Source organism: Kitasatospora sp. NBC_00070 (assembly GCF_045041205.1).
Lineage (GTDB): Bacteria > Actinomycetota > Actinomycetes > Streptomycetales > Streptomycetaceae > Kitasatospora.
In genome coordinates, this window is record NZ_CP108247.1 from 783,587 (window position 1) to 799,577 (window position 15,991).

The 15,991-nt window shown below is 72.6% G+C and carries 12 protein-coding genes; 7 read left to right on the forward strand and 5 right to left on the reverse strand.

From position 1 onward, the window contains the following. Nucleotides 1-12: 12 nt before the first annotated feature. From OHV05_RS03630 to OHV05_RS03640, 3 genes are read right to left on the reverse strand one after another with little or no spacing between them, the layout of a single operon-like run. Nucleotides 13-2,019 (reverse strand): ATP-binding protein, encoded by a 2,007-nt coding sequence (locus OHV05_RS03630; RefSeq protein WP_405016301.1) that lies wholly within the window; start codon nt 2,017-2,019, stop codon nt 13-15. A gap of 58 nt (nt 2,020-2,077) precedes the next feature. Next, a complete protein-coding gene (locus tag OHV05_RS03635) occupies nt 2,078-2,470 on the reverse strand; it encodes a nuclear transport factor 2 family protein (RefSeq protein ID WP_405016302.1) in 393 nt (130 codons plus the stop codon). A 43-nt stretch (nt 2,471-2,513) separates the two neighbouring features. Further along, the gene (locus OHV05_RS03640; RefSeq protein ID WP_405016303.1) at nt 2,514-3,755 is read right to left on the reverse strand and encodes a cytochrome P450; all 1,242 of its coding nucleotides are present in this window, start codon (nt 3,753-3,755) and stop codon (nt 2,514-2,516) included. 295 nt (nt 3,756-4,050) lie between these two features. Here OHV05_RS03640 and OHV05_RS03645 point away from each other — a divergent pair, with 295 nt between their 5' ends. From OHV05_RS03645 to OHV05_RS03655, 3 genes are all read left to right on the forward strand, one after another. Continuing rightward, nucleotides 4,051-5,553, forward strand: a complete 1,503-nt coding sequence (locus tag OHV05_RS03645) for an MFS transporter (protein WP_405016304.1) — start codon at nt 4,051-4,053, stop codon at nt 5,551-5,553. A gap of 48 nt (nt 5,554-5,601) precedes the next feature. Further along, nucleotides 5,602-6,969 carry a carotenoid oxygenase family protein gene (locus OHV05_RS03650; RefSeq protein ID WP_405016305.1) on the forward strand — a complete coding sequence of 456 codons (1,368 nt, stop codon included), beginning with the start codon at nt 5,602-5,604 and terminating at the stop codon, nt 6,967-6,969. A 129-nt stretch (nt 6,970-7,098) separates the two neighbouring features. Next, nucleotides 7,099-7,290 (forward strand): YegP family protein, encoded by a 192-nt coding sequence (locus OHV05_RS03655; RefSeq protein ID WP_403039787.1) that lies wholly within the window; start codon nt 7,099-7,101, stop codon nt 7,288-7,290. A 70-nt stretch (nt 7,291-7,360) separates the two neighbouring features. Here OHV05_RS03655 and OHV05_RS03660 read toward each other — a convergent pair whose 3' ends face one another. Then, entirely contained in the window at nt 7,361-8,413 is a 1,053-nt protein-coding gene (locus OHV05_RS03660) for an alpha-lytic protease prodomain-containing protein (RefSeq protein ID WP_405016306.1), read from the reverse strand. 284 nt (nt 8,414-8,697) lie between these two features. Here OHV05_RS03660 and OHV05_RS03665 point away from each other — a divergent pair, with 284 nt between their 5' ends. The 4 genes from OHV05_RS03665 (at nt 8,698) to OHV05_RS03680 (ending at nt 12,686) form a co-directional block, all read left to right on the forward strand. Continuing rightward, nucleotides 8,698-9,414 (forward strand): DUF6215 domain-containing protein, encoded by a 717-nt coding sequence (locus tag OHV05_RS03665; RefSeq protein WP_405016307.1) that lies wholly within the window; start codon nt 8,698-8,700, stop codon nt 9,412-9,414. 156 nt (nt 9,415-9,570) lie between these two features. Beyond that, nucleotides 9,571-10,938, forward strand: a complete 1,368-nt coding sequence (locus OHV05_RS03670; RefSeq protein ID WP_405016308.1) for an NAD(P)/FAD-dependent oxidoreductase — start codon at nt 9,571-9,573, stop codon at nt 10,936-10,938. Between the two features lie 171 nt (nt 10,939-11,109). Then, nucleotides 11,110-11,478 (forward strand): DUF6188 family protein, encoded by a 369-nt coding sequence (locus OHV05_RS03675; RefSeq protein ID WP_403039796.1) that lies wholly within the window; start codon nt 11,110-11,112, stop codon nt 11,476-11,478. A gap of 92 nt (nt 11,479-11,570) precedes the next feature. Beyond that, on the forward strand, nt 11,571-12,686 hold the full coding sequence (locus OHV05_RS03680) for a DUF5685 family protein (RefSeq protein ID WP_405016309.1): 1,116 nt from the start codon (nt 11,571-11,573) through the stop codon (nt 12,684-12,686). 75 nt (nt 12,687-12,761) lie between these two features. Here the strand turns inward: OHV05_RS03680 and OHV05_RS03685 are convergent, their stop codons facing one another. Next, nucleotides 12,762-15,320: a collagenase gene (locus OHV05_RS03685; RefSeq protein WP_405016310.1), complete on the reverse strand. Its 2,559-nt coding sequence runs from the start codon at nt 15,318-15,320 to the stop codon at nt 12,762-12,764. Between the last annotated feature and the right edge of the window lie 671 nt (nt 15,321-15,991).

The window sequence follows — 15,991 nt, forward strand, 5'->3', positions numbered from 1 at the left end:
GCCGAACCGCCGTCAGCGCGGCACCCCGTGCAGTTCCTGTTCCCAGAGCAGTTCGCAGAGCAGGTCCAGTCCCTGCCGCAGGTGCCGCCGGTAGGTGCCGTACGGCAGGCCGAGCCGGCGGGCGGCGGCTTCCTGGGTGGGTGCGCCGGAGAAGTGGGCAGCCGTCAGGGCGTCCCTGGCCCGGGCGCCGCGCGAGTCCTGGGCCACGTCGTCGACGGCTCGGCGGATCAGCGCGCGCAGTTCCTCCACCGGGTCGGCCAGGTCGGCCGCGAGGCGGGTGCGCAGCAGGGCGCAGGAGGCGAACGCGGCTGGACTGCGCCAGTGCGCGAGGGCCTCGCGGACGGCCCGGTCGAAAGCAGCACGCGAGAGCGCGGACGGCTTGGCCTGGGCGGGTACGTCGGTCGCGGCGATGAAGTGCCGGAGCCAGGTCTCGACGGGGACCTGACGCCAGTCGACGGCGAACAGGCCGTAGGTGTGCGCGCCGACGCGGGGCCGGGCACCGGTGTCGGTGAGGCTGCCCCTGACCCGGGCGGCCCAGGTCTCGGCGTCCCGCCAGACCGCGAAGCCGTAGGCCCGGGCCCGGGCCCGCGCGGACTCGGCCTGGGCGCGGGAGGAGCTGAGGTCGATGACCCGGGAGGGGACCTGGTAGCGCTCGGGGTAGACGGTGAAGCGGCTGACACCGATGTGCTCGCCGGGACTGACCGGTGCGGTGGCCTCGGTGTAGGCCCAGGCCGCGGCCACCACCGGATCGGCGGCGAGGTCGTCGGGGTCGGGGGGTGCGTGCAGGGCGAGCCGGGCGGTGAACGCCACGATCCGGCCGGTGCTCACCAGCCGGTACACGCTGAACGCCTGTGGTTGGCGGTGGGCCCAGTAGCGGACCACCTCGGCGGATTCGGGGCCCTCGGTCCGCTCGGCCATCTGCAGCACGGTGTCGAGGTCCTCGGACCTGAGGGGCCGGTCGTGCACCTCCTCCTCACGGGACCAGGTGCGCAGCCGGGCGACGATCTCGCCCTCCCGGAAGAGGTAGAAGAGTTCGTCCGTGACGGTCCAGACCTGCTCCTCGGGGGCCTCGCGCAGCCGGAGCAGGTACTCCTCGGCGAGCCGCCGGCGGATCTCGGCGAAGGCGTTCGGCGCCCGCCAGCGCAGATCGGCGGCGAGGGTCTCGCGGGCGGCGTCGTGCGGATGGAGCCCCCGGTGGGTGGATTCCATGAACGGCAGGTTCCGCAGCCAGCCGAACAGCAGGTGGGCGTCCTCGTCGGGGAGGATCGAGGACAGCAGTTCCTCCGAAGTGGAGTACGCCTGCGCCGCCACCTCCAGGGCGCGGCGGTGGGCCGCCGTCGGCACCTCACCGACCAGCCGGGCCAGCAGGGTGTGCAGGACGTCCGCGGAGGGTGCCCAAGTCCCCTCCTCCCGGCCCCAGTTGGTTGGCTGACCGGCGGCCGCGAGGGTCAGGGCCAGCGGGTTGCCGCCGGCGAAGCCGAGCACCCGCTCCCGCAGTTGGGGCGGTACCTGGGCGGTGGTCAGCAGGCTCCGCGCCTGGTGTTCGGTGAACGGCTGCAGTTCGAGCACCCGCAGCAGCCCGGACCAGGCCGGGTCGGCCGCCCACTGCGGCTGCGGTGCGAGCCGGCCGGCCAGCACCACCAGGGTGCCCTCGGCTGCCCGGGGCAGGAAGTGCTGCCACAGCCAGCTCTCCAGCCACTGGCAGTGCTCGAAGGAGTCGACGAACAGCACCGTTCCCGGGACGTCGAGCAGGCGGGCGGCGGCGCGCTCGAACTCGGCCGGGTCGCGGCTGGCGAACCGGCCGTCCAGTTCCAGCACCGGCCGGCCGGTCGGCCGGGCCTGGTCCGCCAGGCGGCGCACGAGCGTCGACTTGCCGATGCCGCCGGGTCCGACCAGGTAGAAGACGAACGGTGCCGCGGTCTCGCCGGCCAACGCCCTTGTGAAGGAGTCGAGTTCGGCGTCCCGTCCGATGAAGGACCGGGTGCGCGCGTCACTCAGCCGTTGCCCGGGCGAGGCCATCGGACGGCTCCTCCCCTCTGCGGTCGACGGTTCGGTGGTGTGCCGGTGCCGGGCGGGGTCACCGGATGCTCCCGAGGTCTCGGTCGCCCTCGTCGCCGGAGACCAGCAGGGTGGTCTCCTGGACGGTTTCGAACCGGCCGTCGGGGGCGAAGCGGGCGAACAGGTAGACCTCGTGCCGGGAGGTGTGGCCGTCGGCCCGGACCACGGTGACGGTGTGGCGGTCGGCGTAGCGGTCACCGTCGCGGAATTCGTCGTGCACCTCGATCTGCCCGCTGACGACCACTTCGCGCAGTCGCTCCATGTGCTGGACGAAGCCGGCCCGGTCGCTCCACACGCCGTCGGTGCGCTGGCGGTAGCCGGGGGCGAAGTGGCGGTCGACGGCCCGGTCGAGCGGCAGGTCCGGGGTGAACAGCAGGTCGGTGATGGCCCGGGTGATGTCGGTGGTGGTCATCGGGGTTTCTCTTTCGGGGAGTGCGGTAGGTGCCGGCTGCCGGTCAGCCGTGGACGGGGGTGAAGTCCAGGACCAGGGCGACCGGGCCACGGGTGTAGAGACCGGTCTCCCGGTACTCGAACCCGGGGCTGAGCCGGACCTGGTCGAGCTGTGCGAGCAGCAGTGCCGCCACGGTCTCGATCTCCGCGCGGGCGAAGGCCGCCCCGACGCACTGGTGCAGGCCGGTGCCGAAGGCCAGGTGCTGGGCGGCGGCGGTGAACGACCGGGCGGTGCCCAGATCGGCGCGGTGGAGGTCGAACGCGTCCGGGTCGGCGAACACGGCGGGGTCGCGGTTCGCCGCGCCGATCATGCAGAACACGGTCGCACCTGCGGGGACGACGGTGCCGTCGAACTCGGCGTCCCGTTCGGCGAGGCGCGGAATCAGCTGGACCGGCGGAGTACGGCGGAGCGTCTCGGCGATGGCGGCGGGCAGCAGCGCCGGGTCCCGCCGGACCTGGGCGAACTGCTCGGGGTGGTCGAGCAGTTGCTTGAAGAGCAGGCCGAGCGTCTTGTCGGCGGGTTCCACGGCGGCCACCAGGATGTTGACGACCAGCGCGGTGATCTCGCGGGTGCTCATCGCGATGCCGTCGAACTCCGCCGTGCAGAGGGCGGAGATCAGGTCGTCGCCGGGCCGGCGGCGGCGCTGCTCGATCACCGGGACGAGGTAGGACTCCAGTTCCCCGGCGCGGGCGAGGCAGTCCTGGCGGCGTTCCTCGCTCAGCCCGATGGCGGTGATGAATTCGCCGACCCCGGCCAGCCAGTGGGAGACCGGGCGCCAGTCCTGCCGGTCCAGGCCGAGCAGGTCCAGGGTGACCCGGACCGCGAAGGGCTTGCCGAAGTCGTTGACCAGGTCCATCCGCCCCTCGGCGAGCAGCGGGCCGAGCAGCTCCACGGCGTTGGCCCGGACGGTGCGGACCTGCTCTCGCAGGGCCGTCCCGGTGAAGGCGCGGACCACGATCTTCCGCTTGGCCGTGTGCTCGGCCCCGGTCATCTGGGCGAGCACGGGCCCGCGCATCACCGGCTCGGCGCGCACCTGCAGGGTCGCGGTGGTGAACGCCTCGTGGTCCGTCAGCACCCGGTGCACGTCACGGTGGCGGGAGAGGAACCAGGCGTCGACCGCCGGCTCGTGATGCACGGGCGCGTGTTCCCGCAACCAACCGAAGTGCCGCTCGGGCGCGGCGGCGAACTCCTCGGACAGGATGCTGAAGCGGGGGTTGGCCCTCGGCGGGGCCGTCAGTGGTGTCATCGTCGGCACTATAACCCGATCATTTGCCTGATCAGCGTGGCTTTCCGCGCCGCAAGGATCGTTCGTGCCATGCCGGTTTCCCGGCCCGTCCGGCCGGGAACTGCCAGGACTCGGACAAAGCCGACACCATGTCAACTCGGGCGGGCAGCAGTACGAATGACGCCGGTCGACGGAGCGGGCGGCCGGGCGACACCACCGGTCCGGCGGAGGAGTGGACAGCGGTGGACAGCAGTGGACGGTGCCCGCTCCCGACCGGTCTGGAGAGTGGACACCGGTCCGCAGCAATCTGTGCGGCATGAACCTCCCACCCACCGGACAGGACCGACCGGAGGCCGCCGCCCGGCCCGCCACCGTCCTGGCGGCGCTCGCCGCAGCCCAGTTCACCGTCATGCTGGCCACCTCGATCGTGAACGTGGCACTCCCTCACATCCGGGCCGGCATCGGCCTCTCCGACGGCGGGACCACCTGGGTGGTGAACGCCTACGGCCTGGCCTTCGGGGCCCTGCTGCTGGCGGGTGGGCGAGCGGCTGACCTGCTCGGACGCCGCCGGGTGCTGGCCGGAGGGCTGGCGCTGTTCGCGACGGCCTCGGCGGCGGCCGGGCTCGCCACCGACTCCGGGGTGCTGATCGCCGCCCGTGCCGTCCAGGGGTTGGGGGCGGCCGCCATCGCCCCCGCCGCGCTCGCCCTCGCGATGGGGCTCGCCCCGTCCGGCGCCGGCCGGACCAAGGCCCTGGGCGTGTGGGGCGCGGTCTCCGGCGCGGGCGCGGCGGGCGGCGTGCTGCTGGGCGGCGTGCTCACCCAGGCCTGGGGCTGGCCCTGGGTCTTCCACGCCGTCGCGATCGGGACGGCCCTGGTGCTGGGCGCCGTGCTGGCGTTCGTCCCCCGCGAGGGCGGACAGCAAGCAGGCAGGCGGGCCGCGGACGGCTCGGACGGACGGGCCGGGGGCCGGTTCGACCTGCTGGGCACCGCCGCCGTCACCCTCGCCCTCACCTGCCTGGTCTGGGGTCTCACCACCGCCCGGGGCGCCGGCTGGACCGACGCACGGGTGCTCGGCACCCTGGCCGCCTCCACCGTACTGCTCACCGTCTTCGCCGCCATCGAGCGGCGCCGGCCGAACGCCCTGGTGCCCCCACGCCTGTTCGGCACCGGCCGGGTCGCGGCGGGCAACCTGCTGATGGCGCTGCTCGGTTCGGTGTGGATCGCGCTGTTCTTCTTCCTGCCGCTCTACCAGCAGCAGGTGCTCGGTGAGAGCCCGCTGCTCACCGGGGCGGGCCAACTCCCGCTCGCTGCGGCCAACATGCTCGCCGCCACGCTGGCACCGCAGGTCACCCGGCGGCTCGGCGGAGGCGCGACCGCCACCGCCGCCCTGCTCACCGAGGCTGCCGGGTTCCTCTGGCTCTCCCGGCTGGACGCCGACGGGAGCTACCTCGCCGACGTGCTCGGCCCGACCGTCCTGATCGGCCTCGGCCTCGGCGTCGCCTTCGTCCAGCTGACCGCGCTCGCCGTGGACGGCGTCCCGCCTCAGGACGCGGGCCTGGCAGGCGGGTTGGTCAACACCACCCGCCAGGTCGGCGGCGCCGTCGGCCTCGCCGCCCTGGCCACCCTGGCCGGTTCGGTCACCGCCGGGGCGACCGGCGGCCAGGGCCACCTGGTAGCGCTCACCGCCGGCTACCGGGCCGCCTTCGCGGTCTCGGCGGCGGTCCTGGTCCTCGCGGCCCTGCTCGCCCCGCTGCTGACCTGCCGTCGGGCCGGGGGCCGCGCGGCTGCCGCCGCCCCGGTGCCACAGGGCGCCCGCTGACCTCGTCCTCCCCGATTTCCCCGATTTCCCGCAACGAAAGGCACTTCCATGACCATCGCCAAGCCCCCGTACCTGACCGGCCACTTCACCCCCGTCGTCGAGGAGGTCACCGCCACCGGGCTGACCGTCGAGGGCGTCCTGCCGCCCGAGCTGACGGGTCACCTGCTGCGCAACGGCCACAACCCCAAGCCCGGCATCACCCCGACCCACTGGTTCAAGGGCAGCGGCATGGTGCACGGCATCCGGCTCCGGGACGGCCGGGCCGAGTGGTACCGCAACCGCTGGGTGCACACCCCGGCCCTGGACGGCGCGCCGTACCTGACCGAGCACGGCCCCGACCTGACCGCCAGCGCCGCCGGCACCCATGTGATCGAGCACGGCGGGCGGCTGCTCGCCCTCTGCGAGGCCAACCTCCCGTTCGAGCTCACCCGGGAGCTGGACACCGTCGGCGCCTACGACTTCGACGGCAAGCTGCGCGGCGCGATGACCGCCCACCCCAAGGAGGACCCGGTCACCGGCGAGCTGCACTTCTTCGGGTCCTCGCCCTTCCCGCCGTTCCTGACGTACTACGTGGCCGACGCCAAGGGCGAGATCGTGCACAGCGCGGAGGTCCCCGGTGCGACGGGCGCCCTCAAGCACGACTTCGCCCTGACCCGCCGTCACGTGGTCTTCATCGAGGGCAACGTGACCTTCGACCTCACCGAGCCCTCCGGTATCCCCTACAGCTGGAGCGACACCCAGCTGAGCCGGATCGGCGTGCTGCCGCGCGGCACGGACGGTGAGCGCCACATCCGCTGGTACACCATCGAGCCCGGCAACATGCTGCACGTCTCGAACGCCTACGAGGACGGCCAGGGCCGCGTCGTCCTGGAGGGGCCGACCGTGGACGAGGAGGGGTTCCGGCTCTCCTGGAACTGGTGGACCGGCGCCCCGGGGCGCGGCACGGAGCCGGTCTCCCGTTCCTACACCCGCCGTTGGGTCATCGACCCGGCCGACGGCTCCGTGGACGAGCAGATCATCGACGACCTCCCGGTGGAGTTCCCCACTCTCAACGAGGCTTACCTGGGCGTCGAGAACCGCTACCAGTACGCGGTCTCCTTCCCCGACGAGAAGGGCTTCGGCGGCTACGGCCTGGTCAAGTACGACCGCACCACCGGCGCCCGCCGCATCCGGCAGATCGGCGACGCCCGGCTGCCCAGCGAGGCCGTCTTCGTTCCCGCCGCCGGGGCCACCTGCGAGGACGACGGCTACCTGCTCACCGTCGTCTCCGACCTCAAGCAGGACGCCTCCCAACTGCTGGTCCTGGACGCCTCAGGGCTCGACACCGTCGCCACCGTGCACCTCCCGCACCGCGTGAGCGCCGGACTGCACGGCTCCTGGATCCCCGACCTCCCGTCGGCCGATGCCGGGCGCTGACGCCGACCGACCGACTCCCGACGGGTTTCTGACAGCCCGCCACCCGATCGGATCGCTCCGGGGTGCGCCTCGCCCGAAGGCCGTCCTACGGTGCCTTGGGGGTCGGACCTACGAGAGGTGAGCAGTCCCATGGCAGGAAAGTTCGAGCTCTACACCGACACGTCGGGTGTGCACCGGTTCCGGCTCAAGGCGTCCAACGGCACGGTGGTGATCACCAGTGACCCGCACGAGTCGAAGGAACAGTGCATGAAGAGCATCGACTCGATCAGGAAGCTCGCGCCGTACGCGCAGGTCCAGGAGTCCGCCGCGGCCCCGGCCTGAGCCCCCTGACCAGCCCGGAGGGCCGGCCCCGCGCGTGACGGGTCCGGCCCTCCGGCGTGCGGACGGTCCGTCAGTAGACGCTGACGCCGTACGCGCTGAGCGCCTCCACCACCGGCTGGAAGAAGGTGGTGCCGCCGCCGGAGCAGTTGCCGCTGCCGCCCGAGGTCAGGCCGTGCGCGGTGTTGCCGGAGAACAGCGCGCCACCGCTGTCCCCGGGCTCGGCGCAGACCGTGGTGCGGATCAGGCCCCGGACGCTGCCCTCGGCGTAGTTGACGGTGGCGTTCAGCGCGGTGACCTTCCCGCTGTGCACCTTGGTGGTGCTGCCGCTGCGGGAGACGGTCGCCCCGACGGCGGGGGTGCTCGCGGCGGTGATCCGCCGGGTGGTGCCGTCGTACAGGTCGACCGAGGACGGCGGGGTCGAGCCGTCCGTGTACCGGACGATGGCGAAGTCGTCGCCCGGGAACCGGGAGTTGGCCGTGTTGCCGAGCTTGGTGGTCTGGCTCTGGCTGGTGTACCAGGAAGCCACCGCGTTGCCGCAGTGACCGGCCGTCAGGAACGAGTACGTGCTGCCGCTGCGCACGTTGAAGCCCAGCGAGCAGCGGTAGCCGCCGCCGTAGATCGCGTCACCACCGGCCAGCTTGGTGCTGAAACGTCCGGCCACCTGCTCCACCCGGACGGCCGTACCCAGCCGCCCGGCGGACTCGGTGACCCGGTTCAGCTCGGCGCCCCGGACGCTCTCGTCCACCGAGAGCAGCACCTGGTTGGTGACCGGGTCGACCGCCCAGGCCGTCCCGGGGACGGCGGCGGAACGGTCGAGCTCGGCCGTCGCGGCGGCCAGCTGTGCGCCGCTCCGGGCGACCAGTTGGGCCACCGCCCCGGTCGCCCGGACCTGCTCGGCGGCGGACCGGTCCGTGACGGTGACGACCAGCCGGCCGCTCCCGTCCAGGTACGAACCGGCACTGCGCTCCTCGCCCAGCGACTGCTGGAGCGCGCCGGCCACCGCGGCGGCCTGCTCGCCGACGGGGGTGGCGCGGGCGACGGCGGCGGACGGGAGGGCTAGCGCGGAGCCGGTGACGAGCATCGCGACGGCGGCGAGCAGGACGGCGGGGCGGCGGTTCCTCATGGTGTCGTCTCCCTGATGGGGGCTGGGACCTGGCTGCTGAGCACCACCATCGAGCCGCCCCATGAGCACGTCAACCGGCTCGCTCCTGCCAATCCATCCGGCAACTCCCCTTCCATCAACCGGACTTGTCAGCACCGGCACCACCGGGGGCCTGCCTCCCGTACGAGCGGCCGGGCCCGCGCTCGGCGGCACCCCGAATCCCCGGGGCGGCCGGACCTACCCGCTGGTACCTTCGCACCGAGATCATCACGCCGGTGCAACCGCACCGACCCAGGGGGGCCTGCATGGAAACCGACACACCCTCAGCCCCGGCCACGGCCGGACCGCCGCCACCGGAGACCGCTCCCGGCCTGAGTGCCAGGAACGCCGTCCTGCAGACCGTCGCCGCCCTGGGGCTGGCCGCCGCCGCGCTCGGGGGCATCTGGGGCGCCGGCCTGCTCGACCCGGCGGCCGCGCACGACGAGCCCGCCGTGTGCTACCCGCCCAAGCCCGCCGACGACCCCGGGTACCCGGCCCTGTGCGCCGCCCTGAACCGCCCCGACCTGCCGGCCCTGCTCGGCGCGCCGGAGACCCCCGTGTCGATCGCCCAGCCCGGCAGCGGGCCGATCACCCTCGCGGACGGCACGGTGCTGTCCGACCCCTCGGCGCGGGTCCAGCTCGGGAAGGTCTTCGTCCAGGTCACCGACAACCGCAGGATCTCGCTCCGGACCACCATGGCCTTCCCCGACCCGAGCCTGCTGCCGACCACCGTGCTCGGCCACCCGGCCGCGACCTTCTCCGACCACACCCTGGTGTTCGCCCTCGACACCAGGAGCACCAGCACCGTCGGCAGCGGCGGCATCGCCCGGCACCTGGTGGTCGCCAAGGGTCCCGACGCCGACGGCGGATCCTTCGAGTTCGTCGTGTGGCGCCAGGACCGCGGCACCCCGGACGACGCCGCGCTGCTCCGGGTCGCCACCCAGGTCCTCCCCACCCTCCCGGGCTGGGTTCCCGGTCCGTAGCGCACGCCTGACAGAGTGCAGCGCCGGGCCGGAGGTGCATGGCACTCTGTCCGTGGTCCCGGCCTTCGCCCGGACGATAGCCTCCCGGGCACGTCACCGAGTGAAGGCAGGTCCCCTGTGGGCTCCAACGGCAGCAGTCCCGTCGTCAACGGCGGTGTGTCGTTCTGGTATTCGTCGATCGGACTGCCCGCACCACGCCCCGGTCTGGCCGCCGGGACGGACGTCGACGTCTGCATCGTCGGTGGCGGCTACACCGGGCTCTGGACGGCGTACTACCTGAAGAAGGCCGACCCCGGGCTCCGGGTCACGGTGCTGGAGCAGCGGGTCTGCGGCTACGGCGCCTCCGGCCGCAACGGCGGCTGGCTGTACAACGGCTTCGCCGGCCGCGGCGCCTTCGCCCGCCGGTACGGCACCGACCGGGCGCAGGCGATGCAGCGGGCGATGGACGACTCGGTGCGCGAGGTGGCGGACGTCGCGGCGGCGGAACGCATCGACGCCGACCTGGTGCTCGGCGGCGTCCTCGAAGTGGCCAGGACGCCCGCCCAGCTGGCGCGGATGAAGGCGTTCGCGGCCGAGGAAGACGCCTTCGGGGAGCACGAGTTGGCCGTCCTCTCGGCCGCCGAGGCCACCGCCAGGATCAGGGTGGACGGCGTGCTCGGCGGCACCTGGACACCGCACGGCGCCCGGATCCAGCCCGCGAAACTGGTCCAGGGCCTGGCCCGGGTGGTGCAGGACCTCGGCGTGGTGATCCACGAGGGCACCGAGGTGACGGCCGTCCACCCGGCCGCCGCCGGTCGCCGGGCCCGGGCCGAGACCGCCGCCGGGACGGTCACCGCCGACTACGTGCTGCGCGCCACCGAGGGCTTCACGGCCGGCCTGCGCGGCGAGCGCCGGACCTGGCTGCCGATGAACTCCGCGATGATCGTCACCGAGCCGCTGCCCGAGTCCTTCTGGGCCGCGACCGGCTGGCAGGGCCACGAGGTGCTGGGCGACTTCGCGCACGCCTACATGTACGCGCAGCGCACCGCCGACGACCGGATCGCACTCGGCGGACGCGGCGTGCCGTACCGCTTCGGCTCCCGGACCGACACCGACGGCACCACCCAGCAGCGGACGGTGGACCAGCTCCGGGAGATCCTGCACCGGTTCTTCCCCGGCACCGCCGAGGCCCGGATCGACCACGCCTGGGCCGGCGTGCTCGGCGTCCCCCGGGACTGGTGCGCCACCGTCGAGCTGGACCGCGGCACCGGCCTGGGCTGGGCCGGCGGCTACGTCGGCAGCGGCGTCACCACCACCAACCTGGCCGGCCGTACCCTCCGTGACCTGGTCCTCGGCGACCGCACCGAACTCACCGAACTCCCCTGGGTCGGCCACCAGGTGCGCCGCTGGGAGGTCGAACCGCTCCGCTGGCTCGGCGTGCACAGCCTGTACGCCGCCTACCACGCGGCCGACCGCCAGGAAGCGGCCGGGCGCGCCACCACCTCGCCGATCGCCCGCTTCGCCGACCGCGTCTCCGGCCGCTGAACCAACGGCGGTCGCCGACCGCGTCTCCGGCCGCTGAACCAACGGCGGTCGCCGACCGCGTCTCCGGCGGCTCGACCGGCGGCCACAGCGGCCACGCCGGGCCGGGGTACGTGACGCGGGCAGGTCAGCGGATCACAATGGGGCAGCGCACCGAGCTCCAGGAGGCACCGGATGACCGAGCCCATCGCCGAGGTACTGGCGGACCGTCAGGTCCAGCGGGTCCGGGCCGGGGCCGGCCTGCGGCTGGAACTGGCCGGGGCGGTCACCGTCCTGATCGACAGTGACTTCCGGCTGCTCGCCGCCGGGGGCGTGGAGCACTTCTACCCGCAGCTCGGCACCGGCGTGAGCGGCGGCCTGACCGTGCTGACCGGCAGCCGGCTGACCGGCGCCTCGGTCAGCCCGGCGGGCGGCCTGGAGCTCAGCTTCGACTCCGGGCGCCGCCTGGTCGTCCCGCCGGACACCACCGAACACCCCTGGCAGGTCATCGGCCCCGACGGGCCGCTCTTCACCGCCGAGCCCGGCGGCTACCTGACCGGCTGACCCCGGCCCACCGGGCTGCTACCCCGGCCCTACCGTGCCCCACTCCCCGGCCGTAGCATGCTGCGGAAACACGACCACGGGGGGAAACGGGAATGTTCGGGATCGTCAGACCGTGTCGGCACAGCCTGCCCGAACCGCTCCGGGCCGCCTGGCTCGCGCACCTCTGCGGGCTCTGCCTGGCCCTGCGGGACGGCCACGGCCAACTGGCCAGGACGGCCACCAACTACGACGGACTGGTCATCTCGGTGCTGGTCGAGGCGCAGTCCGCGCCCAGCCGCCGCCAGGCCGGCCCCTGCCCGCTGCGCGGGATGCGCGGCGCCCAGGTGAGCGACGGCGAGGGCGCCCGGCTGGCCGCCACCGTCTCGCTCGCGCTCGCCTCGGCCAAGGTGCGCGACCATGTGCTGGACCGGGACGGGGTGTTCGCCCGCCGCCCGGTGGCGAGCACCGCCCGCGCGGTGGTCCGGCGCTGGGACCGGCAGAGCGGCCGGGCCGGTGACCGGATCGGCTTCGACACCGCCGTGCTGCTCGAAGCAGCCGACCGCCAGGGCGAGTTGGAGCGGACGGCGACGGCGGGCAGCCCGCTGCTCGCCCTCACCGAACCGACCGAGACCGCCACCGCGGCGGCGACCGCGCACACGGCCGTGCTCGCCGGACGTCCGGACAATGCGCCCGCCCTGCGCGAGGTGGGCCGGCTGTTCGGCCGGCTGGCCCACCTGCTGGACGCCGCCGAGGACCAGGCCGAGGACGACGCGAACGGCGCCTGGAACCCGCTGACCGCCACCGGCACCAGCCGCGCGGAGGCCGAACGGCTCTGCCGGGACGCCACCCACGGCATCCGACTCGCGCTGGCCGAGGTCGAGTTCACCGACCGGACGCTGGCGCACCGGCTGCTGGCGCACGAGACCCGACGCGCGGTCGACCGGGTCTTCGTCCGGACCGACCACGAGACCCACCAGCCCCACGCCCCCGAGCGACCGCCCGCGCCGCGCGATCCGCTGACCGGCTGCGCGATGTGGGCGTTGCTCGCCTGCAGTTGCCAACTGCTCTGCTGCGAACACGAGGACCCGTGGTCGGGCGAGCGGCGCGAGGGCTTCTGCCAGCGCAACGACTGTTCCGACGCGTGCGACTGCTGCAACTGCTGCAGCGGCTGCGACTGCAGCAGTTGCGACTGCAGTGACGGCTGTGACTGCTGCAGTTGCGACTGCTGACCCGACGGCACCGCCCGGCAGCCGCTGCGTGCTGCAGCGACTGCCGGGCGGCCCGGGGACGGTGTCGGTGTCGGCTCAGAACTGGGTGCTGACGGTGACCCCGCTGAAGTCCGTGCTGGCGTACAGGCTCAGGTAGCGGTACCCGGCCGTCGGGTTGTTCACGGTGATGCTCTGGGTGGTGCCGGGGCTGGTCGAGGACGCGGTGAACGCGTTCGGCGAGGCCCAGGTGTTGGCGTTGTAGTAGAGGAACGCGGTGCCGGTGCCGCCGGAGGTGGTGACCTTCAGCGTGCTGGTGCCGGCCGGCAGGTAGACGTACAGGTAGTCGCTGTTCCCGGCGGTGGCCGAGCGGTTGGCCCGCGAGCAGTTCTGACCCATCGCGTCGGTACGCGCCTCGGTGCAGGTCGGCAGGGTGACCGGGCCGCCACCGGTGAGCACGGTCACCGAGGTCGGCGTGGTGCCGCTCCGGCCGTTGCTGTCGGTGGTGGTCAGCGCGACCGTGTAGGTGCCGGCGGCCGCGTAGGTGTGGCTCGGGTTCCGCAGGTTCGAGGAGGTACCGTCGCCGAAGGTCCAGTTCCAGGCGGTGATCTGGCCGGGGCCGGTCTGCACGGACTTGTCCGTCAGGGTGACCGTGCCGCCGTTCACCGACTGGCCGAACAGCGAGGTCGGACCGGTCGCGTAGCAGGCGCCGGCGGCGCAGCTGGTCAGCCAGGCGTCGAAGTCGGCGTCGTAGCCGGTGCCGACGTTGTTGTAGACCGCGTAGCCGCCGGTGTAGTCACCGACCCGGAAGCGGTTCAGCATCGCCTGGACGTCGCTCGGGTGCTTCTCGAACATGTAGCGGACCGCGAGGTAGCCCCACGGGTAGACCCGGGTCGAGTCCGAATTGCCGTACGTGTTCTGGAAGATGGTGCTGAGCTTGTAGGTGTGCTTGCCCGCCTCGACCATCGCGTCGGTGTCGGTGGCACCCCGGTAGGTGAAGGAGACGTACTCGGCGACACCCTCGACCCACCAGATGTCCGGCACCGAGGTCTGGGTGCCGAAGCTGCCCTTCATGTCGTGGATGCCGTCGAGGTAGTGGGTGTACTCGTGGTTGAGGTTCCACACCCGCGCGGTGTCGTTGACGTTCCAGGACTTCTGGTACATCACCGTCACGGCCTGGTTGTTCGGGTCGGTCGGGTCCATCACGGTCTGGCCGCCGTTGTCGGTGGAGTTGCCGTAGATCGCCCAGGAGTACGTGGTGTAGTCGGTCTTGTTCGCGAAGATCCCGAAGATGACCGTCTTGTCGTACTGGTTCGGGATCGGCCCGTTGTCCTTGACCAGGTTGTGGAAGAAGGTGTCCTCGCCCCGCAGGCTGGTGCAGACCGCCGCCAGCTCGGTGGCCGAGAGCGACTGGGTCTGGAGCGTGCGGTTGTCACAGACCAGCCGGTTCGGCAGGACCGCGGCAGCCAGCTTCGTGGGCAGGTTGCAGGTGTTGTAGTACGAACACTGGCCCGGGTTGTACTGGTTGGCCTGGTACGCGGTGCCGACGTACAGCGGACCGGTCTGGCCGAGGATCGGGCTGGCGTCGAGCACCCGCTTCACCAGCGGCTTGACCGCGGTCTCGACGGCGGTGCCGGTGCCCGCCAGCCGGGACAGGTCGTTGCCGGCGTTCACGTCGAGGGCCGCGTTCGGCCCGCCGAGCAGGTCCTGGTGGTTGACCGCGAAGTCCGCCAGGGTGGTGGCGATGCTCGGGTCGGCGGTGACCGCCTGGACGAAGTCCGGGTTCCAGCTGCCACGCCAGAGCGCGTACCGCAGCGGGGCGTTGACCGCGCTGACCATCGAGGGGATGGCGTTGTACGAGTTGTTGTAGGCGTTCAGGAGCTGCTTGTAGACACCCAGGTAGCTGCCCTGCAGGTTGGCGCTGTCGGTGTAGATCAGCACCTGCTTGAGGATGTTGCCGTTGGCGTCGCTGACGTCCTTCCAGCGGGTGCCGGCGAAGAACGCGTCCATGCCCGCCTTGGAGGCGGCGGTCAGCGTGGCGTCGTAACCGCCCACCGAACCGGCGTAGTTGGACTGGACGAAGTAGCCGGCCCGGAGGAACAGCACCAGTTGCAGGATGCTGTTGGTGTTGTCGCCGGTGTAGGCGGTGGCCCGGTTCTTGAAGGCGGCCGCGACCGGCATCATCTGCGACTGCTTGAAGACACCGCCCGCCGGGGTGCCGGTGAGGTCGAACAGCGTGCTGACGCAGTCCGTGGTCGAGCTCTCGACGAACGCGACCAGGTCGGCGCCGGTCCGGGTGGTGAAGTCGGCTGCGGTGCAGCTCTGCGCGGCGGCCGCCGCGGCGGCGAGCCCGGCCTTCTTCTCGACCGCACGCGGGGCGGACTGGGTGGTGGGGGCGGCGACCGGCTCACCCATCGCGGCCTGGCTGAGCTGGGCCGGCGACAGCGGGGCGGCGGGCGAGCCGAACTGGTCGGAGTCGGCCGCGAAGGTGGCCAGACCGGCCGGCTTCGGGACGAGGGGGGCGGCCGCAGCGGCGGCCGGCTTGCCACCGGACGTGCCGGGCGCGGCGATCGCGGTGGCGGGAAGCAGCGAAGCGACCGTGGCGACGCCGGCTATGACGCCGGCTGCGAGGGTGGATATCGGTAGACGCAGGCGCACTGCCAAGTCCTTTTCCTGTGGGGGGCACTCACTGAGCATCAGGCGGGACAAGCGGGGGACGTGGCGTGCATCCTGCCACCGAATGGCCATCAGAACAATGTCACAGGTCATATCTCACAACTGTTGATGACCGTTCCGGTCCACCCGCCGGGTCGACGGCGCAGGCACCGGTCATCTCCCGGACGACGACGGCCCGTTGGCCCTACGGAGACACCTCGGGCCGTCCGGACACCAGGCGGAGTCGGCTCGTTGCGGCATTGGGCTCGGCGGCCGGCGAGCAGCGAGCGCCCATGGGCTTCTCCGGAGAGGGTCGATGGGCCTCGCGGGGAGGGACACTACTCAGGCTTGCCAGCGCATGCAACGCATCGATGAAAGCTTTCTACGCTCACGTCAGAGTGTCATTGCAAGATGTCAGTTGATTCCAACATGTCCGAGCCACTCCTGGTACGGTCGCCCCAGCCCGACCACCCTGCCGCGCCGAGCCGCTGACCTGCCGATACACCCCGCCGCCCGGACCGAAGCCACCGGCCGAGGCGTGCTGAAACCGCACTCCCGACCACCGCACCCGACCCCCCACCCAGGTCACGCAGGACCCGCCGACCCCACCGCAACTATTGACACTGCTTCACCGCGAAGTACTCAATAGGCAACACACTTCAACGCCTTCCAAC